General features: G+C 66.9%; 16 protein-coding genes. 9 read left to right on the top strand and 7 right to left on the bottom strand.

Going from position 1 to position 14,197, the window contains the following annotated elements; translation table 11 throughout:
• Positions 1–189: 189 nt before the first annotated feature.
• From clpC1 to AB431_RS26700, 5 genes are all read left to right on the top strand, one after another.
• The gene (clpC1, locus tag AB431_RS26720; protein ID WP_047332490.1) at positions 190–2,718 is read left to right on the top strand and encodes an ATP-dependent protease ATP-binding subunit ClpC; all 2,529 of its coding nucleotides are present in this window, start codon (positions 190–192) and stop codon (positions 2,716–2,718) included.
• A 75-nt stretch (positions 2,719–2,793) separates the two neighbouring features.
• Positions 2,794–3,162 (top strand): YbjQ family protein, encoded by a 369-nt coding sequence (locus AB431_RS26715; RefSeq protein WP_047332489.1) that lies wholly within the window; start codon positions 2,794–2,796, stop codon positions 3,160–3,162.
• A gap of 143 nt (positions 3,163–3,305) precedes the next feature.
• On the top strand, positions 3,306–3,518 hold the full coding sequence (locus AB431_RS26710; RefSeq protein ID WP_047332488.1) for a CbtB domain-containing protein: 213 nt from the start codon (positions 3,306–3,308) through the stop codon (positions 3,516–3,518).
• Positions 3,519–3,543: 25 nt separating this feature from the next.
• Positions 3,544–4,278, top strand: a complete 735-nt coding sequence (locus AB431_RS26705) for a CbtA family protein (protein ID WP_047332487.1) — start codon at positions 3,544–3,546, stop codon at positions 4,276–4,278.
• On the top strand, positions 4,275–4,832 hold the full coding sequence (locus AB431_RS26700; protein WP_047332486.1) for a histidine phosphatase family protein: 558 nt from the start codon (positions 4,275–4,277) through the stop codon (positions 4,830–4,832). Before AB431_RS26705 ends, AB431_RS26700 begins: the two co-directional genes overlap by 4 nt.
• Here the strand turns inward: AB431_RS26700 and AB431_RS26695 are convergent.
• Both AB431_RS26695 and mhuD read right to left on the bottom strand, forming a co-directional pair.
• Positions 4,812–6,203: a serine hydrolase gene (locus AB431_RS26695; RefSeq protein WP_369802949.1), complete on the bottom strand. Its 1,392-nt coding sequence runs from the start codon at positions 6,201–6,203 to the stop codon at positions 4,812–4,814. The two genes, AB431_RS26700 and AB431_RS26695, sit on opposite strands and share 21 nt — an antisense overlap.
• The gene (mhuD, locus tag AB431_RS26690) at positions 6,166–6,483 is read right to left on the bottom strand and encodes a mycobilin-forming heme oxygenase MhuD (RefSeq protein ID WP_047332484.1); all 318 of its coding nucleotides are present in this window, start codon (positions 6,481–6,483) and stop codon (positions 6,166–6,168) included. Before mhuD ends, AB431_RS26695 begins: the two co-directional genes overlap by 38 nt.
• Before the next feature lie 100 nt (positions 6,484–6,583).
• On the opposite strand from mhuD, the gene AB431_RS26685 reads away from it, so the two are divergent.
• Complete coding sequence (locus tag AB431_RS26685; RefSeq protein WP_235435969.1) at positions 6,584–7,312, top strand: alpha/beta fold hydrolase; 729 nt, start codon at positions 6,584–6,586, stop codon at positions 7,310–7,312.
• Here AB431_RS26685 and AB431_RS26680 read toward each other — a convergent pair.
• Complete coding sequence (locus AB431_RS26680; RefSeq protein WP_047332483.1) at positions 7,286–7,516, bottom strand: hypothetical protein; 231 nt, start codon at positions 7,514–7,516, stop codon at positions 7,286–7,288. The genes AB431_RS26685 and AB431_RS26680 overlap by 27 nt on opposite strands.
• A gap of 71 nt (positions 7,517–7,587) precedes the next feature.
• Here AB431_RS26680 and AB431_RS26675 point away from each other — a divergent pair, with 71 nt between their 5' ends.
• The gene (locus tag AB431_RS26675; protein WP_047332482.1) at positions 7,588–8,547 is read left to right on the top strand and encodes a GlxA family transcriptional regulator; all 960 of its coding nucleotides are present in this window, start codon (positions 7,588–7,590) and stop codon (positions 8,545–8,547) included.
• Here AB431_RS26675 and AB431_RS26670 read toward each other — a convergent pair.
• Positions 8,517–9,458, bottom strand: a complete 942-nt coding sequence (locus tag AB431_RS26670) for an A/G-specific adenine glycosylase (protein WP_047332481.1) — start codon at positions 9,456–9,458, stop codon at positions 8,517–8,519. The genes AB431_RS26675 and AB431_RS26670 overlap by 31 nt on opposite strands.
• Between AB431_RS26670 and AB431_RS26665 the strand changes: the two genes are divergently transcribed.
• Positions 9,457–10,074: a carbonic anhydrase gene (locus AB431_RS26665; RefSeq protein WP_047332480.1), complete on the top strand. Its 618-nt coding sequence runs from the start codon at positions 9,457–9,459 to the stop codon at positions 10,072–10,074. The two genes, AB431_RS26670 and AB431_RS26665, sit on opposite strands and share 2 nt — an antisense overlap.
• Before the next feature lie 80 nt (positions 10,075–10,154).
• The gene (locus AB431_RS26660; protein WP_047332479.1) at positions 10,155–10,949 is read left to right on the top strand and encodes a hypothetical protein; all 795 of its coding nucleotides are present in this window, start codon (positions 10,155–10,157) and stop codon (positions 10,947–10,949) included.
• A gap of 79 nt (positions 10,950–11,028) precedes the next feature.
• Here the strand turns inward: AB431_RS26660 and disA are convergent, their stop codons facing one another.
• The 3 genes from disA to AB431_RS26645 are packed head-to-tail and all read right to left on the bottom strand — an operon-like array spanning position 11,029 to position 14,188.
• Positions 11,029–12,138: a DNA integrity scanning diadenylate cyclase DisA gene (disA, locus tag AB431_RS26655; RefSeq protein WP_047332478.1), complete on the bottom strand. Its 1,110-nt coding sequence runs from the start codon at positions 12,136–12,138 to the stop codon at positions 11,029–11,031.
• Positions 12,135–13,583, bottom strand: coding sequence for a DNA repair protein RadA (radA, locus tag AB431_RS26650; protein WP_082135813.1), 1,449 nt, complete (start codon positions 13,581–13,583; stop codon positions 12,135–12,137). Before radA ends, disA begins: the two co-directional genes overlap by 4 nt.
• Before the next feature lie 56 nt (positions 13,584–13,639).
• Complete coding sequence (locus AB431_RS26645; protein ID WP_047332476.1) at positions 13,640–14,188, bottom strand: lipoprotein lpqE; 549 nt, start codon at positions 14,186–14,188, stop codon at positions 13,640–13,642.
• Positions 14,189–14,197: the final 9 nt, after the last annotated feature.

Here is a 14,197-nt window from a genome sequence, read left to right as displayed (position 1 = left end):
GCGAAGCGGCGACCGGTGTTTACCGGAAACGATTCGCAGCTCTGCCGCGTTGGTCTGCTAGGTCCGCACCGCTAGGGACGCGGTAAGGGTGGCAAGGGAGGACGCCTTCTGCGACCGCCCATTAGAGTGGACGACAGGTACGTGGTGACTACCGCTGTACCTAATCGTATGGAGAGCAGGTAACCGAGGATGTTCGAGAGATTCACCGACCGTGCCCGCAGGGTCGTCGTCCTGGCTCAAGAAGAAGCCCGGATGCTCAACCACAACTACATCGGCACCGAGCACATCCTGCTGGGACTTATTCATGAGGGTGAGGGCGTAGCCGCCAAGTCACTGGAGTCGCTGGGCATCTCGCTCGAAGGTGTCCGCAGCCAGGTCGAGGAGATCATCGGTCAGGGCCAGCAGGCCCCGTCCGGGCACATCCCCTTCACCCCGCGCGCCAAGAAGGTGCTGGAGCTGAGCTTGCGCGAGGCGCTGCAGCTCGGCCACAACTACATCGGCACCGAGCACATTCTGCTCGGCCTGATCCGTGAGGGCGAAGGTGTGGCCGCCCAGGTGCTCGTGAAGCTGGGCGCCGAGCTGACCCGGGTGCGTCAGCAGGTCATCCAGCTCCTGAGCGGATATCAGGGCAAGGAGACCGCGGAAGCCGGTACCGGCGGCCGCGGCGGCGAGTCCGGTAACCCGTCGACGTCGCTGGTCCTCGATCAGTTCGGCCGCAACCTCACCGCGGCAGCCATGGAGGGCAAGCTCGACCCCGTCATCGGCCGCGAGAAGGAAATCGAGCGGGTGATGCAGGTGCTGAGCCGGCGCACCAAGAACAACCCCGTGCTGATCGGTGAGCCCGGCGTCGGCAAGACCGCCGTCGTGGAGGGCCTGGCCCAGGCGATCGTGCACGGCGAGGTTCCCGAGACGCTCAAGGACAAGCAGCTCTACACCCTCGACCTCGGGTCGCTGGTGGCAGGCAGCCGTTACCGCGGTGATTTCGAGGAACGCCTCAAGAAGGTGCTCAAAGAGATCAACACCCGCGGCGACATCATCCTGTTCATCGACGAGCTGCACACGCTCGTCGGAGCGGGTGCCGCCGAGGGCGCCATCGACGCAGCGTCGATCCTGAAGCCGAAGCTGGCTCGCGGTGAACTGCAGACGATCGGTGCGACCACGCTCGACGAGTACCGCAAGTACATCGAGAAGGACGCCGCCCTTGAGCGCCGGTTCCAGCCGGTCCAGGTTGGTGAGCCAACGGTGGCGCACACCATCGAGATCCTCAAGGGTCTGCGCGACCGGTACGAGGCCCACCACCGGGTGTCGATCACCGACGCGGCGATGGTCGCGGCGGCCACCCTGGCCGACCGCTACATCAACGACCGCTTCCTGCCGGACAAGGCGATCGACCTGATCGACGAGGCGGGCGCCCGCATGCGCATCCGCCGGATGACCGCTCCGCCAGACCTGCGCGAGTTCGACGAGAAGATCGCCGACGCGCGCCGGGAGAAGGAGTCCGCGATCGACGCGCAGGACTTCGAGAAGGCCGCCAATCTGCGCGACCGCGAGAAGCAGTTGGTCGCCCAGCGTGCCGAGCGGGAAAAGCAGTGGCGCTCAGGTGATCTCGATGTCGTGGCCGAGGTCGATGACGAGCAGATCGCTGAGGTTCTGGGCAACTGGACCGGTATCCCCGTGTTCAAGCTGACCGAGGAGGAAACCACTCGGCTGCTGCGCATGGAGGACGAGCTGCACAAGCGGATCATCGGCCAGGAGGACGCGGTCCGCGCGGTCAGCAAGGCAATCCGGCGTACCCGCGCCGGCCTGAAGGATCCGAAGCGGCCGTCCGGCTCGTTCATCTTCGCCGGCCCGTCCGGTGTCGGTAAGACCGAGCTGTCCAAGGCGCTCGCGGAGTTCCTGTTCGGCGACGACGACGCACTGATTCAGATCGACATGGGCGAGTTCCACGACCGCTTCACCGCGTCGCGGTTGTTCGGTGCCCCGCCCGGATACGTCGGCTACGAAGAGGGCGGCCAGCTCACCGAGAAGGTCCGGCGCAAGCCGTTCTCGGTGGTGCTGTTCGACGAGATCGAGAAGGCCCACCAGGAGATCTACAACACGTTGTTGCAGGTCCTCGAGGACGGCCGTCTCACCGACGGTCAGGGCCGCACGGTCGACTTCAAGAACACCGTGCTGATCTTCACCTCGAACCTGGGCACCTCCGATATCAGCAAGGCGGTCGGCCTCGGCTTCACCCAGGGTGGCGGTGAGAACAACTACGAGCGGATGAAGCAGAAGGTCAACGACGAGCTGAAGAAGCACTTCCGTCCGGAGTTCCTCAACCGCATCGACGACATCATCGTCTTCCACCAGCTGACTCGCGACGAGATCATCCGGATGGTCGATCTGATGGTGAACCGGGTGGGCAAGCAGTTGAAGACCAAGGACATGGAGATGGAGCTGACCGACAAGGCGAAGGCCTTGCTGGCCAAGCGTGGCTTCGACCCGGTGCTGGGTGCCCGGCCGCTGCGGCGGACCATCCAGCGCGAGATCGAAGACGCCCTCTCGGAGAAGATCCTCTTCGAGGAGGTCGGACCCGGTCAGCTGGTCACCGTCGACGTGGACAACTGGGACGGCGAAGGCGCCGGCGAGGACGCGAAGTTCACCTTCATCGGTGGGCCCAAGCGACCCGAACCGGTCGAACCGGACCTGGCCAGCGCAGGCACTGCCAGCGAATAACGACGCTGCACGAAAACGGGCGGCTACCCTCTACCGGGGTAGTCGCCCGTTTCGCATCCAGAGGAAGGCTTGGCCGTGCTTGTTGTGACCACCAACGACATCCCGGGCTGGGAGATCCAGCGGGTGTGCGGTGAGGTGTTCGGCCTCACCGTTCGATCGCGCAACGCTTTCGCCCAGATGGGCGCGGGCTTCAAAAGCATGTTCGGCGGCGAATTGCAGGGCATGACGAAGAACCTTGCCGAAAGCCGCAACGAGGCGATGAACCGGTTGATGGGCGAGGCCCGCAATCGCGGTGGCAACGCGATCGTCGGAATGCGTTTCGACACCACCGAACTCGGCGATGTCTGGACCGAGATCTGTGCTTACGGCACCGCGGTACAGGCCGTCCCGATCACCGACGCCGCCAAGTACACCGCGCAGCAACTGGGTTACGGCGCCGGCTGAACTCCAGCCGGTATACGATCCTCGTTGTAAAGACGAGTTGAGGAATCTGGTGAAATTCCAGAACGGTCGCGCCACTGTGGACAGTCAGACCCGAGGCCCGTCACGGTTCGTATTGGGACGCGTAGCTCCCTGAAAGGACACCGATGACCACTCCGCAGACCAAGAGCCGCGCCCGCGCCGTCGACCTGTCGGCCGCCAAAGCCGTCGCCTGGCTTTCGCTGACCGCCTTCTTCGCGCTGCTGGTGCTGTACTTCGTCGGCATCGATCAGGGTGCCACTTCGGTTTTCGGCGACAACATGTACGTTCACGAATTCGTGCATGATGCCCGCCACCTGCTCGGCTTCCCCTGCCACTGAGCCAGCGGCAGTTTCGCCAACACACATGGAAAAGTCCATAATCTGGCGCGGCATCCTGTCTGGCGCCCTTGCCGGCGTGCTCGCATTCGTCTTCGCGCGCATCTTTTTGGAGCCGGTGATCGAACGTGCGATCGGGTTCGAAGGCGAGATGGCGCACAGCCACGGCGACCACGAGCACGGCGTTGAACTGTTCACCCGTGGCGTGCAGGGCAACATCGGCATGGGCTTCGGCGTCTTCGCCTTCGCGGTTGCCATGGGCGCACTGCTCGCGGTGGTGTTCGCCGTGGCCTACGGCCGCTTCGGCGATACCGCGGCGCGGCCGCTGGCGGCTCGGGTGGCGGGGGCGATGCTGGTGTGCCTCTACGTCGTTCCCGCGCTGAAGTACCCGCCCAACCCACCGGCGGTCAGCCTCGAGGAAACGATCCGGCAGCGGACTCTGCTCTATCTGCTGATGGTCGTGCTGTCCGCGGCGCTGTTCGTCGCGGCGGTCGTGGTCCAACGCAGGATCGCCCAGCGACTCGACGGTTGGAACGCGACGTTGATCGCGGCGGGCGGCTACCTCGTCGCGGTAGCGGTGGTCATGCTGGCGCTGCCGACGATCGACGAGACACCCGAGCATTTTCCCGCCGACCTGCTCTACGAGTTCCGGCTGTACTCGCTGGGCACTCAGGTCGTCATGTGGGTGACGATCGGTACGGTGTTCGCCGCACTGATGCACCGGCTGCTCGACAGCAAGCAGCGGGAGCCCGTCACTGCGTGAGTGAAGTCGTCCGGCTGACCCTGGTCTCCCACGCCATGACCGACGCCACGGCAGCCGGGCGATTTCCGATCGACGAAGAACTCAACGGACGGGGTCGACGACAGCTCGAGCTGCTCGACGTGGGTGCCGCGGACACCGTGCTGTGTGGGCCGGAAATCCGGGCACGCCAGACCGCGGAGGCGCTAGGCCTGACGCCTGCCGTCGAATCGCGGCTGGCCGACCTGGGCTGCGGTGTCTGGCGCGGCCTGGGCCTCGATCGGGTGCAGCCGGCTGAGCTCACCCAGTGGCTCACCGAGCCCGAAAGTTGTCCGCACAACGGCGAATCCATCGTCGAGCTGATCGCCCGGGTGCGGGGCTGGCTGGCCGACCTGGCCCGCGCACCAGGCCGCACCATCGCGGTCACCCACCCCGCGGTGATCCGCGCCGCCATCCTCACCGCACTGGACGCCCCGCCAAAGTCATTCTGGCGCATCGATATTTCACCGGCCAGCAGCACAACCCTGCATCACCGGGGGACGGGCTGGACGCTGCGATCAGCGGTAGCGGGGCAGTAGTCCGAAGACCTGCTTGATGATGGTCATCGCCCAGCCGCCGGCGTTGGCGCTGTGGAAGCGGGGCCAGTTGAACTGGAAGCTGACCACCCAGGCCTGACCGGTTCGGTCGACGGCATACCAGCTGAATGTCATTTCGCCGGGCAGGTTTCCCGCCTTCGCGGCGATATAGGGCCACTCGGAGCGGTCGAGGTCGATGCCCGCGGCTTCGGACATGACGTCCTTGACGGGGGCGGCCGGACCGATGGCGTTGTGCTGAAGGGCGGCGTGCACGCGGCAGATGTCCTCGGCGTTGCCGTACCACTCCACGCCGTAGGTCGAGGCGGGAGTGTGGGAGCGATACGGATCGGGGTCGTAGGGGCGAGCGTCCGCGTCGTGCAACAGACTTCCCCGGTTCGCGGGCACAGTGGCCTTCCACTGTTCGCGCACATCGGGATTGCCCCAGCCGATGGCGAACAGCTCCCGCATCGTCGGGAACGGCTTCATGCTCGCCGGGTCGTGGTGGCCGGCCGCCACCAGAGCCTCTTCGACAGCGGGGGTGCCCACACGCCCGATCAGCATGTCGGTGGCCATGTTGTCGCTCGTGGAGATCATCTTCCCCGCTGCCTCGCGGACGGTGATCTGCGAACCGGGCGGCAGCTTGTCGAAGCCCGACGAACCGAGCTTCTTCAATTCGGCAGTGATGGTGAGTTTGTCATCCCACCTCAATGTGCCTGCGGATACCGCGGTTTCGACCGCGTACAGGACATAGGTCTTGAAAATCGAAGCCAGCGGCAGTGGTTCGGCGGTGTTGGTGCCTGCCACCTTCTCACAGCGGCCGTCGTTGACCTTGGAGACCTGCCATGAGTAGCGGGCCCCCGTTCGGCTCAGTGCGGTGTCGACGTCCTGCCACGAGTCGATCTTGGGTTTCTCGGTGGTGACCACGAACCGGCTGACGAAGGTGTCGTCCCCGATGCGCAGGTCGATGTCCTGGCGGGCGCCATAGGAGGTCAGCATATGCAGAGTGGCCACGTTGGCGCCGACTTCGACGCCGGCCAGCGTGTAGGGCCGGTCCCACCACAGCGAGTCCATGGTGTGGGCGACCGGGTCCACCAGGTCCGGGGTGGCCAGCGTCTTGACGCTCTGGTTTCCGATGGGCCAGTCGGAGTTCAGCATGTCCATGACCTGCTTGGCCCGCACCCCCTGCGGGGTGTTGAGGTCGATGCGGACCCCCGCGCCGGCGTTGGCCGGCGGCGCAGGAGTCGGTGTGCAGCTGGTTGCCAGAGCGGCGGCGGATGCGATCACGGTGGCCACGGCTATTGCGCTGGCCACCGCGCGCCGGCGCACTCGGCGTGCGCTAAGCCTTGGAGCCGGTCCCGGCAACGTCCAACACAACCTCGAACTCGAGCAGATGGGCACCTTTGGCCACGGGGTTGGCGCGCTCACCGGCGTGCGCGTGGATCGCCGGTCCGGTGGCCCAGGCCTGGAAAGCCTCCTCGGACTCCCACGTGGTCACCACGAAGTAGCGGTCCTCGCCCTTCACCGGCCGCAGCAATTGGAAGCCGAGGAAGCCGGGCTGGTTGTCGACGGCGTGCGCACGGTTGGCGAACCGCTTCTCCAGCTCGGGGCCGGCACCCGGCGGAATCTCGATTGCGTTGATCTTCACCACGGACATGGCGCAAGGCTACCGCGCCCGCTCAGGCCGGTGGCCGACCGCGCAAGATGAAGCGGTGAGCACGCAGGCGCTGACCCATCGGGGTGGTGACGGACGCCCCATGGTGCTCGTCCACGGCCTGATGGGCCGTGGCACCACCTGGTCGCGGCAGGTGCCGTGGCTGACCCGATTCGGGTCGGTGTACACCTACGACGCGCCCTGGCACCGCGGCCGCGATGTCGAGGATTCCGAGCCGGTCAGCACTGAACGCTTCGTGGCCGATCTCGGTGATGCCGTCGCGACGCTCGGTGGACCCGCGGTGCTTATCGGCCACTCGATGGGTGGGCTGCATTCCTGGTGTCTGGCCGCGCAGCGGCCTGAGCTGGTGAGTGCTCTGGTGGTCGAGGACATGGCGCCCGACTTCGTCGGCCGCACCACGGGCCCGTGGGAGCCGTGGGTCCATGCGCTGCCGGTCGAATACTCCACTGCCGAGCAGGTTTTCGAGGAGTTCGGCCCGGTCGCGGGGCGCTATTTCCTGGAGGCCTTCGACCGGACGGCGACGGGCTGGCGGTTGCACGGCCAGCCGGCCCGCTGGATCGAGATCGCCGGGCAGTGGGGCACCCGGGACTACTGGCAGCAGTGGCAGGCGGTCCGGGCCCCAGTGTTGCTCATCGAGGCGGGCGACTCGGTGGCGCCGCCCGGTCAGATGCGGCGGATGGCCGAGCTGGCAGGGTCATCGGCGCGCTATGTCCACGTACCGGGGGCGGGCCACCTTGTCCACGACGACGCCCCGGACCGATACCGGGACGCCGTCGAGTCGTTCCTAGCGGCGCTCCCCGAGCACACCTGACGACGGCCAGCTCGGGTGTTGTTCGAATCGGGTGCGGACGGCGTCAAGATCGTGGCTGATGCGGCGCGCGTCGGCGTCACCCCCCTCGACGAACAGGGGACCGACCATCGGAGCGCTCACGCGGAATTGGCCGGCGCGCAGTCGCAGTCTGCTCACGCCGACCGCCAGCAGGGCCAGTAACAGGAAGGCGATCAATGCGGTCATGGCAGTAATGTTTCGCGAGATAAGATTCCGCCAACAGTGGCAGTACTGACCGTATGAGATAAAATCCTGCCATGCCTTTGAAAAGCGTCTCGGCGCTGGTCTTGGAGAACGTCGCGGTCTTCGAGTTCGGCGTGGTCTGCGAGGTCTTCGGCATCGACAGGGCCGCCGACGGGGTGCCCAACTTCGATTTCAAGGTGTGCGGCCCGCAGCCGGGCAGGCCGCTGCGCACCAGCGTCGGCGCCTCACTCGTACCCGACCACGGCTTCGATGCCCTGATGGGTGCCGACGTGGTGGCGGTATCGGCAGTCACCGGCCCGGTCGAGGCCTACCCGTCCGAGGCGCTGGAGGCGTTGCGGGCCGCCCATGCGTCTGGGTCGACGATCCTGACAGTGTGTTCCGGTGCGTTCGTAGCGGGCGAGGCCGGCCTGCTCGACGGGCGCCGCTGCACCACGCACTGGATGCACGCCGACGACCTCGCGCAGCGCTATCCCACCGCGATCGTGGATCGCAACGTGCTGTTCGTCGACGACGGCGACCTGGTGACCAGTGCCGGTACGGCCGCCGGTATCGATGCGTGCCTGCACCTGGTGCGCCGCGAACTCGGCAGCATGGTCACCAACATCATCGCCCGCCGGATGGTGGTGCCACCACAGCGTGACGGCGGCCAGCGCCAGTACATCGAGCAACCCATTCCGGCGCGATGTTCGGAAGGCTTTGCACCGCAACTAGATTGGATACTTTCCAACCTCGACAAGCCGCACACCGTGGCGAGCATGGCCCGGCGGGCCAATATGTCGGCGCGGACGTTCGCGCGGCGCTTCGTCGAGGAAGCCGGCACCACCCCGATGCAGTGGGTGACCGATCAGCGGGTGCTCTATGCCCGGCGGATGCTCGAGGAGACCGACCTGGACGTCGACCGCATCGCCGAGCGGGCCGGATTCGGCAATGCAACGCTGTTGCGACACCACTTCCGTCGCATCGTCGGCGTCACGCCCTCGGACTACCGGCGCCGCTTCGCCCGCTCCGCTTGATCGCCTTCACCGGCCAAGGCGAACCGGCCGTCGGCGGTTTGTTCCACCAGCCCGTCCACCAGAAGCGAATCCAGTGCGCGGTCGCGCTGCGCGGTATCGGTCAGCCACACCACATCCAGCTGCTCTCGCGGCACCGGGGATGTGCTGGTGCGCAACACATCCAGCAACTTGCCCCGCACCTGCCGATCGGTACCCGCATAACGCTGCGCCGGCCGCGGCGCGGTGGTGGCCGGCGGATGCCCGGCCGTCCGCCACGCGCACACGGACAGCGGACAGACACCGCACTTGGGTGCTCGCGCTGTGCAGACGGTCGCGCCGAGCTCCATCAGCGCCGCCGAGAACATCGGCGCCGTCGGATCGTCGGGCAATAGCGCCGCCACGTCGGCCATATCGCGTGTCGCAGAGGGACTTTGGGCATCGGCCAGACCGTGGATGGCTCGTGCCACCACGCGCCGAACGTTCGTGTCCACCACCGGAACGTTCTGCTGATACGCGAAGCAGGCGATCGCTCGGGCGGTGTAGGAGCCGACGCCGGGCAGCGTCAGCAGCACCTCGACGTCGTCGGGCACCCGGTCGCCATGGTCGGTGGCGATCGCGACAGCGCACTCGTGCAGTCGCTTGGCCCGCCGGGGGTAGCCCAGCTTGCCCCAGGCGCGGAGTACATCGGCGGCACTGGCCGCCGCCGTCGCCGACGGTGTCGGCCAGCGGGCGATCCAGTCCCGCCAGATCGGCGCCACTCGGGCAACCGGAGTCTGCTGCAGCATGAACTCACTGACCAGGATCTGCCACGCCGTCACATCGGGTTTGCGCCACGGCAGGTCACGCCGCGCGCGCCCGTACCAGTCGACGAGTTCAGCACTAAGGGGACTCATAGAATCCCGGGGCGCAAGACAAGGCAGAATGTTGGCCATGCCGAACACCAGCCCGATAACCGCATGGAAGGCACTCAAAGAGGGTAACGAGCGATTCGTCGCCGGCCAGCCACAGCATCCCAGCCAGAGCATCGAGGACCGCGCTCGGTTGGCGGCAGGTCAAACCCCCACCGCGGTCATCTTCGGGTGTGCCGACAGCCGGGTCGCCGCCGAGATCATCTTCGACCAAGGCCTCGGCGACATGTTCGTGGTGCGCACCGCCGGCCACGTCATCGACTCGGCGGTGCTCGGCTCCATCGAGTACGCGGTCGGCGTGCTCAACGTGCCGCTGATCGCCGTCCTCGGACACGACAGCTGTGGAGCGGTGCAGGCCACCCTGTCCGCCCTCGATGAGGGCGCGGTGCCGGGCGGATACATCCGCGATCTCGTCGAGCGGGTCACGCCGTCGATCCTGGCCGGGCGCCGTGAGGGGCTGACCCGCGTCGATGAGTTCGAGGCCCGCCACGTCGCCGAGACCGGAACGCAGCTGCTGGCCCGATCCACCCTGATCTCCGAGCGGGTCGCCGCCGGCTCCCTGGCCATCGTCGGGCTGACTTATCACCTCGCCGACGGCAAGGTGGTTCTACGCGAACACCTCGGCGATATCGGCGAATAACCACTTTTTCAGCTAGCGAACAAGGCGACACGCCGGGCTAGGTCGAACAACTCGCGGTGACCTGCCCTTACCGTGGAAACGTGCTGGATCTGGAACCGCGTGGACCTCTGCCCTCGCAAATTTACTGGCGACGTCGTGGCCTTGCGATCGGCATCGTCGCGGTAGTCGCCGCAATCGTCGTCGGGGTGGCTTTCATCATCTTCAGCGGTGGCTCGGACTCCAAGGGCACCGTCAAGACCACACCCGCGGCTCAACCGCAGAACCCACAGCCGGACAACAAGACTCCCGTCGTCGCGCCACCACCGCCGGCGGCCGGGCCGGCCGGGCCCGTCGCGGTCGCACCGACGCCGACCGAGGCCGTGATGCCGCCACCGGTGCTCAAGGAGGGCGACGACTGCCCGGACTCGAACCTGGCGGTCAAGGGCATCACCAACCAGCCGCAGTACGCGATCGGTGATCAGCCGAAATTCACCATGGTCGTCACGAACATCGGACTGGTGGCCTGCAAGCGTGACGTCGGCGCCGCCGTGCTGGCGGCCTACGTCTACTCGCTGGACGGCAAGCGGTTGTGGTCCAACCTGGACTGCGCGCCGTCGAACGAGACGCTGGTCAAGACGTTCAACCCGGGCGAGCAGGTGACCACCGAGGTGACCTGGACCGGCATGGGTTCCGCACCGCAGTGCCCGCTGCCACGTCAGCCGATCGGACCCGGCACCTACAACCTGGTCGTCCAGCTGGGCAACCTGCGTTCGGCGACGGTGCCGTTCATCCTGGCTGACGCTCCGCCGCCGGGTGCCGCCCCCGCGGCCGGTCAGCAGGTTCCCGCCGGAGCTCCGGGTGAGGCCCCGCCGCCGGCACCCGCACCGGCTGGGTAGACCGTCAACTGCGTCGAGTCAGAACTGCGAGCGAACTCCCGGCCGAATCATCGCTCTCAGTTCTGACTAGAGGGCGGTACTAGACCAGGCGGTCGGCGATCGTCGACTCGGCCAGCTGCGACAAACCCTCGCGGACGTGGCGCGCCCACATCGCACCGATGCCTTCGACGGACTGTAGGTCGGTGGCACTGGCCGCGAGCAGTCCCTGTAGCGAACCGAAGCGGCGCACGAGCAGGTCGACGTGGGCGAACTGCAGCCGCGGAATGCCGGCCATCGCGCGATAACCCCGAGCGCTGAGCGCTGAATCCTGCGCTTCGGCGGTCGAGGGATAGCCGAACACCCGCGACAGCGCGGTGAAGTCCAGCAGTTCGGTGTCCGACAGCGAATCCAGTTCGGCCAGCGTCGAGGCGACCTGAGCCTTCGACGGCGGGTCCGGGTTGGCGTGATAGTCGCGCATGATCAGTTCACGCGCGGTGTCATTTCCGCCGAGCAGCTCCTCGAGCTGCAGTCGCAGCTGCCTACCATCAGTGCCGAGTTCGACTGCGTCATAATCGATTTCGAGCCCAATGCGTCTAACCATCTCCAGCCGCTGCACCACGGTCATGACGTCGCGCAGGGTGACGAAGTCTTCGATCTCGGCGGTGGACAGCTGCCGGGACACCTCGTCGAGGCGAGCTTTGTAGCGTTCCAGCGTCGCGATCGCCTGGTTGGCGCGCGACAGGATGGTGGCCGAGTCGGCGACCACGTGGCGCTCTCCGGCGACGTACACGGTGACGATGTTCATCGAGTGACTGACCGAGACGACCGGATAGCCGGTCTGGATCGCGGTGCGCTCGGCCGAGCGGTGCCGCGTCCCGGATTCGTCGGTGGGGATCGTCGGATCCGGTACCAGCTGAACGTTGGCCCGCACAATCCGGCTGCCGTCGGTGGACAGCACGACCGCGCCGTCCATCTTCGACAGTTCGCGCAACCGGGTCGGCGCGAAACGCACATCGAGGGAGAACCCGCCGTCGCAGATCGTCTCGACCCGTTCGTCGTAGCCCAGCACGATCAGCGCACCCGTCCGACCACGCAGGATGCGCTCCAGGCCGTCACGCAGGGCAGTGCCCGGCGCCAACCGCCCGATGGTCTCGCGCAGTGTGGCGGTCGTCGGCTGGACGGAACCGCCGGCCCCGTTGACGGTGCTCACAGCCACTTATTGTCCACGGCGTCGAGGTCGTTACTCGACCCCTCCCGCCGAAGCTGCGTAATGACCTTGTCGTAGGGCCGTTTCGCGATCGACAGCATCGAGCGCAGAGCATCGCCGATGGTGGCCGACTCGATGGCTCTGAAGCCTTTGGGAACCGCCCCGCAGCCGACTGGCACGAGCGCTTCGGTGAAGCCGAGGCGAGCGGCTTCGGCCAGTCGGCGGTCCATGCCGGTGACGCGCCGCAGATCGCCCGCCAGGCCCACCTCGCCGATCACCACCGTGGTGCTGGGTAGGGGTAGGTCGGCGTAGGCGGACGCCATCGCCATCGCGACCGCCAGGTCCGAGGATGGGTCCATCAACCGCATGCCGCCGACGGTGGACAGGTAGATATCGGTGGCGCTGACCTTGAGGCTGGCCCGCCGCTCGAGCACCGCGGCGATCATCGCGGCGCGCGAGCTGTCCACCCCGCTGACTGCCCGCCGCTGTGGCGCATTCTCCGGGCGGTAGGCCAACAGGGCCTGGACCTCGCCGATCAACGGGCGCTTGCCGTCGAGTGTCACCGTCACCGCGGTGCCGGGCACCGGGATGGGACGTTCGTCGAGGAACAGCCCGGACGGATCAGAAACCCCTTGAATGCCGTTGTCCTGCAACAGGAAACAGCCGACCTCATCGGAGGCGCCGAAGCGGTTCTTCACTCCGCGGACCATGCGGAGCGTGGAGTTGCGGTCGCCTTCGAAGTGCAGCACCACATCCACCAGATGCTCCAGCGACCGCGGCCCGGCGATCGCGCCGTCCTTGGTGACGTGACCGACCAACAGCAGCGCCACGCCGCCCGACTTCGCCGCGGCGGTCAGCGCCGTCGTCACCGCGCGAACCTGGGTGACCCCGCCGACCACGCCGTCGGTGTCCCCTGCGGTCATCGTCTGCACGGAGTCGACCACCACAAGACTGGGCTGCACCGCTTCGATGTGGCCGAGCACGGTGTTGACATCGGTTTCTGCGGCCAGGAACACCTCGTCATGCGTGCAGCCGGTCCGTTCGGCGCGCATCCTGATCTGACCCGCCGACTCCTCACCGGAGACATACAGTGCACGCCGCCCGTTAGCCGCCCACCGGTGGACAACCTCGAGCAGCAGCGTGGACTTGCCGACTCCGGGATCCCCGGCCAGCAGGCTCACCGAGCCGGGCACCACACCACCGCCGAGCACCCTGTCGAGTTCGTCCACCCCGGTGGGGAAGTGGCGGGTGCGGTCCGGATTGATGGAGCTGATCGGCACCGCCGGGGAGGAGGGAACGACCGCACGCTGAGCGGTACTGCCGGCAGCGCTCGCCGCGGCTACCTCGTCGACGGTGCCCCATGTGCCGCACTCAGGGCAGCGGCCGACCCATTTGGCCATCACATGGCGGCATTCCGAACAGCGATATTGCGAACGCGCCTTGGCCACGCCGTGACGCTATCGGGTGGGTGTGACAGAACCGCGGATTAGCGGCCCGTGTCAGGTCACTCGTGACCGGCGGGTTCGCCTTGCCGCTCTGCGCCGCCCGCCGAGATCGGCACGTCGACTTGTGCCTGGCCGGCCTTCTCGAAGTTGAACGTGAAGCCGTACGTCAGTCCGTTGGTGATCGGCTGGCTCAGGGTGACCTCTGCCTTGGCGGGCTGCGCACTGCCCATCGGCGTTGCCTCGGCCTGGCCATCGGCGCTGCCGACGATCAGTGAGGTGCCGGCCGGGATCGAGGTATTGCCGGTCAGCGCGACCGAACCCACGTCGGAGCTGATGCTGACCAGCTTGTCGTTGGTGTCCGGGGAGATGTTTGCCGCGGCGAAGATCAGCTCGACGGTGCGACCGGGCTTCAGCGAATCACCGGACTGCACTGCCTGGATGTGCACATTGCGCAACGCGATGTTCGCGACATTTGCAGTCGCGCCGTTGACGGCCGATTGCTGATCGGCGGTCTGCGAGATCTGTCCCGCGCCGCAACCCGTCAGGATCAGGCCGCAGGCGGCAAGGCCAGCGGATGCGGCGACGAGGCGATTCCTCAAGCGGTTCACAACAGCCTC

It is taken from the genome of Mycobacterium sp. EPa45 (assembly GCF_001021385.1).
Lineage (GTDB): Bacteria > Actinomycetota > Actinomycetes > Mycobacteriales > Mycobacteriaceae > Mycobacterium.
The sequence above is the reverse complement of the archived record's forward strand: the minus strand, read 5'-3'. Positions and strand labels throughout refer to the sequence as shown.

Excerpts from the sequence above, each read along its gene's own strand:
- clpC1 (WP_047332490.1), top strand. The coding sequence starts at position 190 with ATGTTCGAGAGATTCACCGACCGTGCCCGCAGGGTCGTCGTCCTGGCT.
- AB431_RS26675 (WP_047332482.1), top strand. The coding sequence starts at position 7,588 with ATGCCTTTGAAAAGCGTCTCGGCGCTGGTCTTGGAGAACGTCGCGGTC.
- AB431_RS26665 (WP_047332480.1), top strand. The coding sequence starts at position 9,457 with ATGCCGAACACCAGCCCGATAACCGCATGGAAGGCACTCAAAGAGGGT.
- AB431_RS26670 (WP_047332481.1), bottom strand. The coding sequence starts at position 9,458 with ATGGCCAACATTCTGCCTTGTCTTGCGCCCCGGGATTCTATGAGTCCC.
- AB431_RS26705 (WP_047332487.1), top strand. The coding sequence starts at position 3,544 with ATGGAAAAGTCCATAATCTGGCGCGGCATCCTGTCTGGCGCCCTTGCC.
- AB431_RS26680 (WP_047332483.1), bottom strand. The coding sequence starts at position 7,516 with ATGACCGCATTGATCGCCTTCCTGTTACTGGCCCTGCTGGCGGTCGGC.
- AB431_RS26710 (WP_047332488.1), top strand. The coding sequence starts at position 3,306 with ATGACCACTCCGCAGACCAAGAGCCGCGCCCGCGCCGTCGACCTGTCG.
- mhuD (WP_047332484.1), bottom strand. The coding sequence starts at position 6,483 with ATGTCCGTGGTGAAGATCAACGCAATCGAGATTCCGCCGGGTGCCGGC.
- AB431_RS26685 (WP_235435969.1), top strand. The coding sequence starts at position 6,584 with ATGGTGCTCGTCCACGGCCTGATGGGCCGTGGCACCACCTGGTCGCGG.